The sequence below is a fragment of the Candidatus Pelagibacter sp. genome (assembly GCF_052049815.1).
GTDB lineage: Bacteria > Pseudomonadota > Alphaproteobacteria > Pelagibacterales > Pelagibacteraceae > Pelagibacter.
On the sequence record NZ_JBNGZG010000030.1, the window covers coordinates 1 to 12,039 of the forward strand.

Consider the following 12,039-nt stretch of genomic DNA (forward strand, 5'->3'; position numbering starts at 1 on the left):
TATAGTAAATTTATATGAAGAAAAACGGTTTCAGTATTTTAGAGCTAATGACCACAATCGGTATAATTACGATTATAGGGGCAGTTGGATTCCCGGCAGTAGACAATTTTGGGGACCAAGATAATTATGAAACTGATCTAGCAACATTAAGAGGACAATTGAGTTATGTAAGACAATTATCATTAGAGGATGGAAATGCATACACTATTCGAATTGTAAACAACGATACTGATAAAACAGCTGATATAGAAATTTGGCAGGCACAAGGTTTAAATAGATATAATGTTGAATATCATAAAGAAGACACTTCTCCTAAATGTTCTGATTTTGATGGAACTAACGATAAAGGCACTAAATTAGATAATCTAACTAAGAAACTTGAAAACATGACAGTTAAAAGATGCACATCAATTACAGGAGCGTGTTCAACTGAAACAACAGATAATAACTTTTTTTGTTTTCTTCCAGATGGTTCTTCTCCAGAAGGTGTGAGGGCGGAAATACAAGCGTCACAAAATGCAGGTGGAAAAACTGATTACTTACACACTTATGCTACAGGTTTTTTTAATAATGGAGATAGGATGTGATTAAAAAAAAATTTTTTAATCAAAAAGGAGTTTCTCTTGTCGAAGGAATGACAGCTGCTGCTGTTTTGGGTTTAGCTGTAACAGTATTCATGACACTTCAATCATATCAAGAACGTGATTTTTCAAATTTAAGAAAATTTGACAAAGCAGCTTATGCAGTTGAATTAATGTTTGAAGAACTTGCTGCAGTTTATAATCCTGTTGCTGCCCAGTATGGAAGCCCAAGAGTTTTTGAAGACACTTCTGCTGGTGCGTCGTTAAAAGTTAAAGGATTAGCACAACTTCCTGGAGATGGTGATCAAATAATAATAGAAGGTGTTGGAGGACGTTATGAAATAACAGACTCAACTGATTTTGATGATGATAATAATACTACACTTTCATTAGAAAGATCAGATGTTCCAGATGATACACCTAATAAAAACATGGCATCTGATGCAACACAAAATGCTCCAATAACTTTTATTTCTAATTCTGAAGGTAGCTTGGATCCTTATGATGATTTAGATATGACAAGGTATGAAGACACAACTTACACTGACGATATAACAAATCAAAAGGTGTTAGCTGATTTGGCTAATTGGGGAGCTCTACTAAAAAAACATTTAGGTCCAGCACGAAGTGGAGATAAAAGATTATTAGAGATTGATGATGTTGAAAGAGATGTTCCTGTTGATAAAGATAATGATGGAATAACAGATCAAGAAGATGGTGAAGATGTTTATGAAACTGTTAAAAAAAAACAAGTAACAATAATAATTAAACAGGACAATATTGAGGAAAGGTTTAGAAGGCTCTTTTTAGCAGGAACTTAATTTTTATGAAAAACATTATTAATCAAAAAGGTGTATCTTTAGCTGAAGCATTAATAGCAGTAATAGTTTCTACAATAGTTATGGGAGCAACTTATGTAATTTACAATAACTTCCAAGGAACTTTTGTAAGACAGATAAGTCATAACAACATGAAAAATGAAGCAAGATTTGCAATTCATACGCTTCAACACGATAGTAAAATGGCAGGATTTAAACATGCCGATAGTAAAAGAGGTGAAGTACAGGTTCCTGTAAAAGTTTTAAATACTGATGGTTCAGAAGTTTCAGATCAAACTGAATATGGTGAAATTGTACAATTTTGTTTTGATACTGAAAATAATCCAGTCGATGCAAATAATGATGGTGATTACACTGACAGTGGTGATACGCCTTTAATTATTACAAGAAAGGTAATAAGATACGAATTAAAAAAAGCTTATAGCTCATCCTCTTCAAAGACAGTTCTTAAAAGAAAAGTTTGGCAAACAACAAATTGTGACATTGATGACCCTTGGCCAGGACCAGATTTAGAGCTTGTAGATGCCAATGATGATGGTGATTATGACGATCCAGGTGATACTAACGATACTTCCGGCAGTAAATTAGAAAGTGATTGGGAACCTGTTGCTCAATTTTTCAGTAATTTAGGAATAAGATTAAGAAGCAAACATATAGATTTTGAAATCCAATTACAGTCTAGCGATGAAAAAGTAACTGAAACCTACTCAGCATCAGCATACATGAGAAATTTAAATTATGGAGGCAAAACTTATTATGTATTTAATGAAGAGGATCTCCATGAAAATAGAACTGCTGTAATACCTTTTACTGGAAGCTTAAAAGTTCAGTGTGCAAACAATCTAACAAGAGATATTCAATTAGCAAACTTCGTAACAGGTGATGATCTAATTGTTTTACACCAGGGTGAAAAAGTTGGATCAATGGATTTGAATAGAACTCATGATGATTTACTATTTGAAACTGAAAAACCACCAGCAATAACTGGTATTCCAAGTGTTAGTCATGATGAGATGAGACTTAAATTAGTTACAACAACACCCGATGCAGATTTACCTCCTGGTTTAAGTGTTGTTTCAAATTATGATGATGATAACAACAACAATACTGCTGACGCAGGAGAGTGGAATGGTTCTATGACTATTTCAGGGACTTTATCCAATGATGATGCAGATTATACCTTTACTTCAGATGGTTATCAAGATTTTACAGTAAGATTAAAAGCAGATCTCAATACCAACTGTGATAGTCAGGGTTGGGAAGATCAAAATGAAGCTTACAAAGATTACAAGATAAGAGTGATGAAGTATTCAGCTCCTCAATTTTCAGACGTTAATTTACATACATGGGATCCAAAAGGATTTACTTATGGAGATGCTAATTACGAGAGAAGAGGAAGTGGAAGTCATCATGGTGGACCGAATTACGACCTAACCGCAGATGGAAGATCTTTTTATATTCAACAAAATCTTGCATCTCCATCTTTTTTAGTTTCTAAAGAAGAATACGACTCTTTTGTTCTTAAGGGAATGATATGTTCAGGTGGATATCCTGATTGTAATCCACAAATGTCAGCATGGATGGATGATGATATGTTAGGTTTTGCAGCTGGCTATCAAAGACCAAGTGTTATTCAAAAAAAATGGCCTGATGGCAGAATAAGAGCTTGTGCAGGCATAGACTATGAAAGTTTAAAAGATGAATCAGATTTTGACACAGATAAATTAAGAGATTCTTTGAGAAGTGGAGACAAAAATATTTGGAATGGACTAACAGAATCTGAAAAAAATGAATGGTGGGGCGAACCTGCTGATATGGTTTATGACATGTATTTGTGGTCATGGTGGGGGGCACAAGGTAATAGATCTGCTATTCATCTACATCATTTTAAAGGATATGAATTTGATCACACAAGAAATTGTGGTTATGACGAAGGTTCTTATATTTCACATGCTAATATGAGTAATTTAATGGGTTGGTCTACACCTTCTAGTGAAGCAACATTTAATACACAAGGTTATGATAGGCTTTTTATGAGAACTGATAATACACGACCACAATTTACTGGTGATAGATTTTGTAATAATAATAGAAAGAAATCATTTTCAAGAATAAGTTATAATCCTGGAGCAACTCACAGATGGAGATGTAGTTGGGGAAAAAATACTGGGGTTAAAAATACAGTTACACTAACTTATCATCCAAACAAATTTAGAGCTAACGTTGAAAATAAACCACATGTGAGTAGCAGCTTAAGCCAAAGATTTACTGCTTTTGACTTAAGATTTGACTCATCAGGTGATTTACATGATCACACAAATTCATCTTGGCCTTTTAATGAAGTTGCAGGTGCTGATGTTACCTTACCTACAGCTAGTGATGCAACAGAAGAACTTAAAACAGAAGGATTTAAAAGATTTCAAAGAGGATCTGTTGCTATTGTTTCTTTTTCACAACCGGACAACAGATACTCAAATATTCAAATAGCTCGTTTACCACGATTTATACCTGCAAAAAATGCATCTAACAAACCAATGCCTAAAGCTCAAAACTTATATTATTATATGGATAAGGATTACTATACGATAAATAGAATTTATGGTTTATTAAGTAAATCATATGATCCAGCAGGGGAACATTTAGAAGTACTCGTTAAATCATCTGCTGCAGATACATGTGAGGAGGTCGGAAGTATTATGGGAGATCTTGCTGAGACTGGTACTCATAAATCTCAAACTGTTGATGGCTCATCAAGGTCAATGAATTGCCGACTAAGTGGAACGTGGAGAGCAAAAACAGCAGAGTGGGCAGATAATGATGAACTGCCTAAAATTGGTGAACTGTACGATGTAGGTAATAAAAGTGGTTATAGTGGAGCAAGAGCAACTGTAACAACAACTGAAGGAAACACAGTTTATGTTTTTGCTGATGGTTCTTTCAGATATCAAGCTTATGCAGACGGTTTTAATGATGGAACAGCAAAACAAGATTCTTTTTATTATGCTGTTCAAACTCAAGATACATCTAATGGAAGAATTTCAGATATTAAGAAGGTTTATATTGGTTTTAATATAGGCAACACTACTCCTACAGGTGTATCTTTCAAAGAAGAAAATGGAAATGCAATTACAAATAATGAAGATTTTGATATAGCTGAAGATGATAATAAAGATTTTGTAGTTGGTGAAATTTTTGTTAGTTCTACTCAAGATACAGATACGAACGATTTTGTCAGAATTAATTTAGGTGAAGTTCCTACTGATGACCCACATAAAGATGTAGATCATGGATCGAGATTTAGAATAGATCAGAAAGATGAGAAATTTTATTTAGTTTTAAATGATGACTCTGATATTAGATGGGCCAATCTACCTGCAGATAAACCATTTTTTTCTGTAAGAATCATAGCTACTGATTTAAGAGGAAATCAATTAGCCACAACAGAAAAGGTTTATGTGGATAGAGTAGATTGTTCAGAAACTGCAATGGAAAATGTTACAGTTTACAAAACTAAAGCGGCAATGACAATTGAGGGATATATACAAGGAAAAGAAGGAGAAAAAGTTTTTAGAAGACAAACTGTTCCTCTAACAAGCAGTTTAGATGAAGCTGTAATTACTTTTGATTTTCCAGAAAGATTAGTTCAACCATCAATTAAGATTGCTGAAGAAAATGTTGTTTTAGATGGAGAAACTGTAACTATAGGAATGTTATCTAACAGATGTAAATCAACTCATAATTATATTGGAAGACAACAGTTATGGAGTAATGAATAATGAAAAACGGTCATATTAAAAAAGAAAAAGGATTTGTTTTAGTTTTTGTTATTGCTGTCGTTTCGGCACTATCAATTATGACTGGTGCAATGTTTTTTTATTACGATACAGACTTAAAAAGTGTTTCAAGAAACTCTGTGATGCAACAAGTTCATTTAGCTGCAGAAACAGGATTACAAGAAGGACAAAAATGGATAACCGATCAATTAAACTCTAATAGTTTTTCATTAGTTGATATTCAGAACAATTTACATGTAGATGACTCAGATAATAAATGTCTAAACAGACATGGATTTACTAATTCTAACCAAGATGTTTATTACGCAAAAAAAATAGCAGCTAATTTAGGTTCTGATGATAAAAAATTTGAAGATATGTCTTATGAAGTTTTCATTCAAAGACATGCTGATGTAGTTAGATCAATTTATTTTTCTGAACAAGGATCAAAGGGAGGAAATGAAAAAGACACAACTTATTCTGATCGATCTTTTGCTTTAGTTGAAAAATTTAAAGATTTCCCAACAGATCAATTTACTATTGAAATGTGGATTAAAAATATGCAGCCAACATCGTCTTATAATATGCATGCATTTGAATGGGGAAGAGAATGGGATTTAGTTTTTAAAGTCCAAAATGATGAGTGGTCTCCAAGGTTAGGTGAAGTTGTATTAGATAACCAAGGTGATGTCGGTGATCCTGTAAAAGATGAATGGGTTCATATTGCTTGGGTTTGGGACGGTGGTACTCCAGGTGTTACAGACTCTAACAATGTAAAAATTTATCAGAATGGAACTTTATCCGGAACATTTAATGCAAATATAGGAGCAAGAGCAAAATCAAACTATACAAACCCACCTGAAATATTACCTGAAGGCGATCATTGGCCTTTAGCTATAGGAGAAGGTTTGCATGGTTTTTCACCAAACAGTTATTTAACTGGTGATGTAAAAATTCAAAGTGTTCCATGGCTCGGAAATATAGCTGAAATGAGAATATGGAATGTCTCAAGATCAGGCACTGATATTGCAAACAATAATAGAAAAAGATTAACTGGTTCTGAACCAGGATTGGTAAGTTACTATAAATTTAATGAAGGCTCTGGAAATACAGCTCTAGATTATAATACATCAAGAGGAGCTGACAGAGTAAATGATGCCACTATTTATGGAATAGGAAACAAAGGTACTTTATGGAAAACAGAGTTAGTAAAGTATCCAGTAATATCTACAGTTGATGACACTGCTCCATCAATAAATGTACCTCCCGGTGAAGATGTTGTTTATTATAAAATTTTATCGTGTGGAAAAGGTCCTCAAAATCAAATAGTTCCACTAGAGCTAATTGTTTCTGCACCTGTTCAAAAAGGAGATGTTGGAGATGGTAAAATTACACTCACTCCAGATGATTTAAATGATTTGAGTGGTCAAGAAGGCACACCAATTAAAACTTCTCTAAGTTCTTACATTGCACAAGATGGCGTAGACGGGGATATCAAAATACAAACAAAAAATGATGAAAATACTAATAAAGTTGCATTTAAAAGGTCTATGGAACAATGTACCAATTCTAAAACATTTACAGATTTTTCAAATTCATCTTCTTACAGTGAAAAAGATTGTGTCGAATTTAAAGATAAACTTTATTATTTAGAAAAAGATGACGGTATAAGTGCTGGTGATGGATTTAATGAAGAAGATTGGGCTGAAGTATTAGGAAGTGGATGTGATGGAATACAATTTAAATCAGCGTCAGGAGATGAAAGTTATGGTCATTATTACAAATACTTTTCAACTGCTCCAAATGTAACTTCACCAAGTGCTGGTGATCTAGGTTATGATAGAGATTCAATAGACTGGTGGGAAGCAAAAAGAAGAGCTGAACAATCCACGTGTGGTGGAATGAGAGGTTATTTAGTCTCAATAGAATCTGCTGCTGAAAATGAATTTATAAAAGATGCGGTAATGTGTGATAACAGTACTGACTCGGGTTGTACTGGTGTTACACCTTTTCATGTTGCTGCAGGAGAAACTAGAGCAAATTATTATGGAGCAAGATTAGATGGATCTGATGATCAACATTATATTTGGCTATCAAATTCAGACTGGCGTGAACCTACAAGTAATGCAGCCAACATGAGAGTAGAGTCAGGACCAAACATGGGTGTTTTAGTGAGTGATATTAATGATAGTTTTACAACACCTTGGCAAAGTGGAGAACCCAATAATTGGCGTGAACCTTATGCAGATATGGAAATAAACAGAAATAACAGAGATGATGGTGAATGGAATGATCTAAGAAGAATTCCAAATTGTCATACAGGAGGCTTGGATTGTATTACTGGATATATTGTTGAGTATGGTGGTTATGATTATTTCAACATGACTAACGCAAATGTTACTGATGATCAAGATCCAAGATATTTAGATGATGATACAAAAGTTTGTGTAGCTAGAGCGACTATTGAGAAAGATAAATATGTAGGTAAGAGAGATTTAAATAACGATGGTGACACAGATGATGAAGGAGAAGGAGCAGAAGATTATTTGCTATATGTTTCAGATGCCGAGGATGCACCCTCCGATATTAGTGCCGATACCTCATCTACATCTGACTCTGACACTTCTGATGACTATGATGGTTGGAACGTAAATACAGGAGTCTTGACTTTAGTTCATGATGATAAACCAGCAGATTGGAACCCAAATACCAATTATTCTGCAAATGCCTTCGTTTGGTATAATAATAGAGTTTGGAAAAATGAATCTGGCGCTCAAATTACTGGAGGTACAGGTTTAAAAAGTAGCCAAACACCAACTGTTTACAATCCTAATGTTTGGAAACTTTACTCAGGAAATGAATCTGATGCACCTTGTGGTGACTTGGAAGACTGGACTAATGCTTTTGAATCAATTCGATATGATAATACAAAAGCAGTAGGTGGTGATGGTGAGGGTAATCCATATGCATATGAAGATGGTGGAACATTAGATGCTGAAGATGAAAAAACATCTCCTTCATTAGGTGAAAGAGTAATATTGTTTTCTCTAGGACCACTTCATGTTCACAAACATCTGGATGGTTATAATCATTTTTATGAATTTTATAAGTTTCCTGTAAGAGCTAGTGGTACGCAAGATTTATATAACAATAATAACAGAAGATTTAATGAGGGTTTTCAACTTTCAAACAGGCTACATTATTTATCAAAAGCAGGATATCTTGGAACAATAACAAGTGAGGAGGAAAGTGATATTTTAACTGATAAAGCTAAAGGTAATGGATGGTTAGGAGGAATAGTTTCTACTGATAATCAAAGCACATGGTCTAATTTAGATACATGTGGAGGTCCAAGAATGAGATCTACTAGAGCAAAAGCATCTGCTGATTGGAAAGCTTTATCTGACATAGCAACTATGGAGTTTTATAGATCCAATCAAGAATTTGATGCAGAAACTCATTTTATGGATTTTGAGAGAATTTTAGGATCTGGAACTGACCATGCTACAACTGAAAAAAATATTAAAGCTATTACAAAATCTACAGATAGCGTACCTGAAACAGTTATTGAGACGACAAATAATCATAATTTAATAGATGATGATGTTATTTATATTTATAAAACTAATGGAAAAAATAGAGAGTTTTGGGGATTTGATAAAAGTTATTACAGAGTAGTCAAAACTACTAACAAGAAATTTAAAGTTGTAGATTTTGTTACAAGAGAAAATATTGATAGCTCAGGTTTTTCAGGTAATTATTCCGATGGAGATGCCAAATTAAGAGAGCTTCAAGGTCTAAGAACATCATTTTATAGAGCTAATTTACCATTCAAAAGTCAAAGAGGTGATTTAAATGGAAATATAACAAACTCAGCTACCACTATTACTTTAGACAATACAGAAGGATTTTTAGAGAGAGGAACTATCTTAATTGGTGAAGAATTAATTACTTATACAGGAATTTCAGGAAATGACTTAACTGGTGCTTCTAGAGGACAATTTGGAACAACTGCATCAGCACACACAGACTCTCATGAAACTAATGATGTTTTTCAATATATTCAAACATACTCAGGTGAAAATATAAACAGTCAATTAAGAAATGATATTAATAATTCTACAACTTCAATTCCAATTGATAGTACTTCAAACTTTCCTAGGGCAAATGATGATTTGAATAATGCTATAAATGATACTACAACAACTAATATAAGATTGGACGATGCAACTGGTTTTCCAGAATCTGGAACTGTACAAATTGGTTCAGAAAAAATTACATATACAGGTATAACATTTGGTGCTTCAAATGATACTTTAACAGGTGTAACCAGAGGTGCATTTGATACAACTGCTGCTTCTCACTCTAATAATGCAGCTGTAAGATTGGTTAATGCTATACAAATTGGTACTGAATTAATTCTTTACACACAAGTTTCTTCTAATAATTTAACAGGAATAACAAGAGGTGCTTTAGGAACAACTGCTTCCTCTCATAGTAATGATGATCCTGTATCATTAGCAAATGTGATGAAGATTTGGCAAGGTCCAAATATGGTTTGGGCTAGTGGAATTGGAAATACGCGAAATAATTGGGCGAATAGCGGAACCTCAACAGATACTCAATGTCCTAATTGGAGATGGTCAACAGGACCAGAGCAATTTATTTGGGACCATAGGGGCTTAACATTCTCCTATACAAGAAAAGCTGATAATACACCTTCAGCTAATAATGGTACTTGGACAAGAGGCAGTAGTACAGATGGACCTTCGGGCCAACAAGTCGGTGAATTATTCGATGACGGTATGCCTTTTAGAAATTTTAATGGTTCAGGATCTGACGGAGAGCCTAATAACGTAGGCAACACCGAACCCGCGCTACATATGCTTGGAGATCATTTTAGTGCATCAGCAAGGTATAAATGGAACGATTTACACAACTGGAGCCGACCTCATGGAGATGATTATGGTATTAGAGGATTAATTCTTGAATATGGTGGTATGGAAAATGATGGAGACTCAAGAGCAAGAATAGCAACAAAAAGAGTAATAAAACTTTATGATCGAAGGGTTACTAAAGCAATTGTTAAAATTAAATCTGGTTCAAAAACAGGTGACAAACTTGTTGTTGGTTCAGATCAATTAACTGATCTTGGAATAACTGCGACCAATAATGAAACAACTGAAGTAACCCTAACTGGAGATGCTAAGTGTACGAATTATTTGGATTTAATAAAATCAATGCATTTTGAGCATGATGCTTCACAAGATACAGCAGGCACTAGAGAAATAGAAGTATTGATAGGAGATGTACAAAAACCATCAGGGGCAGAACACTATTATCAATTAAATGATAATGGTCAAAAATCATATGAACAAGCTAACTTTCAAGCTAGTTATGCAAATTTATGTGGTATTCAGGGTTATTTAGCTAACGTAACTACAACTGCTGATTTAGATGCGATTAAACAACTTGGTGTATCAAATAATAAACAAGCGTGGGTTAATGGTTCAGATGAATGTCGGGGTGGTATATTTAGATCAGGTTTTTGGAGATATACTTCAGGACCTTTAAAAGATAAAGAATTTTGGAGAGTAAGAATTAACTCTACAGTTAATATTGAGTCCCAAGCAGCTTGTAATGAAACAAGTTTAAGAAGCAAACAGAGCAGTGTAAGAGTAGGTCCATTTGCATCAGCAAATTGGGTGTCGTCACATCCAGCTGCAAACAATAATGATTATCTAGCATTTCAACAAACAAACAATAGTTCAACAACTGGAATTCTAACAAGAAGTGGTGATGCACATGCAGATGTTGAAGGTTTCATAATTAGATATGGAGGGAGTGTTGGTGATTTCTCAGGCGCTGATATTGAGGAAGATGATAATAATATTGATGTAGTACTAGGCCCAATTAGAGCTGAAGTTTCTTTCTTTAATGATGGAAGTCAAAATAGTATTTTTATTAGTGATGAAGATTCTGTAAAAATTGATACATCAGGTGATATCTCTTTATCTAGTGGGTGGACTAAAACTGATTTTGTAGCAGGAAGCAATACTCCACTAAAAATATTACCACCATCCAATCAAGTTATAAGTATTGCTGAATGGAGAGAGGAATTAGAAAAAGTTTATTATCAAAATACTGATACTAGTGATTTCACACCTGGAAATAGAAAAATTAAAATCAAACTCGTTTATACTGACTCTGCTTTAAATGAAGAAATAGGAATAATTAAAACTATTGGTAGTAGAAACGCAGTAACAGTTACACCAATTTCATGGAATAACAGATAATTTAGTTTGAATTAATTTGTGTTTCTAGATTTTGTTAATTTATTAAACTCATCAACTATCATTTTTAAAAACTCCTCAGAACTTAATTTATCTAACAAATCACCTTTAGCTAGCTGACCTAGAAAACTTTGAGATTGAAGCAATCCTTGTAATTGACCCAAATCAATATTTGATTGGTTATTATTTTTCTGTAATGAACTCATTAATTCATTTAAATTTGATTCATTAACTTCTTTTCCAGACTGAAGTTGTTCCAATACTTTTTTTATTTGATCTTCATTTATTTCAGTAATATTTTCATTTTTAGGTAATTCAGCTGTCACCACTTCTGATTTAATTAATTTTGGAGTAGAACAATTTATATTTATTCCTGACAGTTCTTTATTTACTAAATTGAATTTTGGATTTGAACTATCTTTTTTTATATAAGAGAAGCCTGGCTTATGCTCTAGTCTAAAATGTTTATCTTCCGCATTGAATATAAAGTTATTTTTGTCAATAACTTTAGAAATATTTATTTTATACTTAATTTTATTATTATTTATTTTAT

The 12,039-nt window shown here is 33.4% G+C and carries 5 protein-coding genes; 4 read left to right on the forward strand and 1 reads right to left on the reverse strand.

Annotated elements, in window-relative coordinates; translation table 11 throughout:
• Positions 1–14: 14 nt before the first annotated feature.
• From ACTT9D_RS05645 to ACTT9D_RS05660, 4 genes are read left to right on the forward strand one after another with little or no spacing between them, the layout of a single operon-like run.
• Positions 15–587 carry a prepilin-type cleavage/methylation domain-containing protein gene (locus ACTT9D_RS05645; RefSeq protein ID WP_440930821.1) on the forward strand — a complete coding sequence of 191 codons (573 nt, stop codon included), beginning with the start codon at positions 15–17 and terminating at the stop codon, positions 585–587.
• Complete coding sequence (locus tag ACTT9D_RS05650) at positions 584–1,402, forward strand: type IV pilus modification PilV family protein (protein WP_440930822.1); 819 nt, start codon at positions 584–586, stop codon at positions 1,400–1,402. Before ACTT9D_RS05645 ends, ACTT9D_RS05650 begins: the two co-directional genes overlap by 4 nt.
• Positions 1,403–1,407: 5 nt before the next feature.
• Positions 1,408–5,196: a PilW family protein gene (locus ACTT9D_RS05655; RefSeq protein WP_440930823.1), complete on the forward strand. Its 3,789-nt coding sequence runs from the start codon at positions 1,408–1,410 to the stop codon at positions 5,194–5,196.
• Positions 5,196–11,489 (forward strand): LamG-like jellyroll fold domain-containing protein, encoded by a 6,294-nt coding sequence (locus ACTT9D_RS05660; protein ID WP_440930824.1) that lies wholly within the window; start codon positions 5,196–5,198, stop codon positions 11,487–11,489. The genes ACTT9D_RS05655 and ACTT9D_RS05660 overlap by 1 nt, the downstream gene beginning before the upstream one ends.
• An 11-nt stretch (positions 11,490–11,500) precedes the next feature.
• Here the strand turns inward: ACTT9D_RS05660 and ACTT9D_RS05665 are convergent.
• Positions 11,501–12,039 (reverse strand): hypothetical protein (locus tag ACTT9D_RS05665; RefSeq protein ID WP_440930825.1); only part of this gene is annotated, 539 nt, incomplete at its 5' end.

Coding starts and splice junctions, on each gene's coding strand:
- ACTT9D_RS05645 (WP_440930821.1), top strand. CDS start 15: ATGAAGAAAAACGGTTTCAGTATTTTAGAGCTAATGACCACAATCGGT.
- ACTT9D_RS05660 (WP_440930824.1), top strand. CDS start 5,196: ATGAAAAACGGTCATATTAAAAAAGAAAAAGGATTTGTTTTAGTTTTT.
- ACTT9D_RS05655 (WP_440930823.1), top strand. CDS start 1,408: ATGAAAAACATTATTAATCAAAAAGGTGTATCTTTAGCTGAAGCATTA.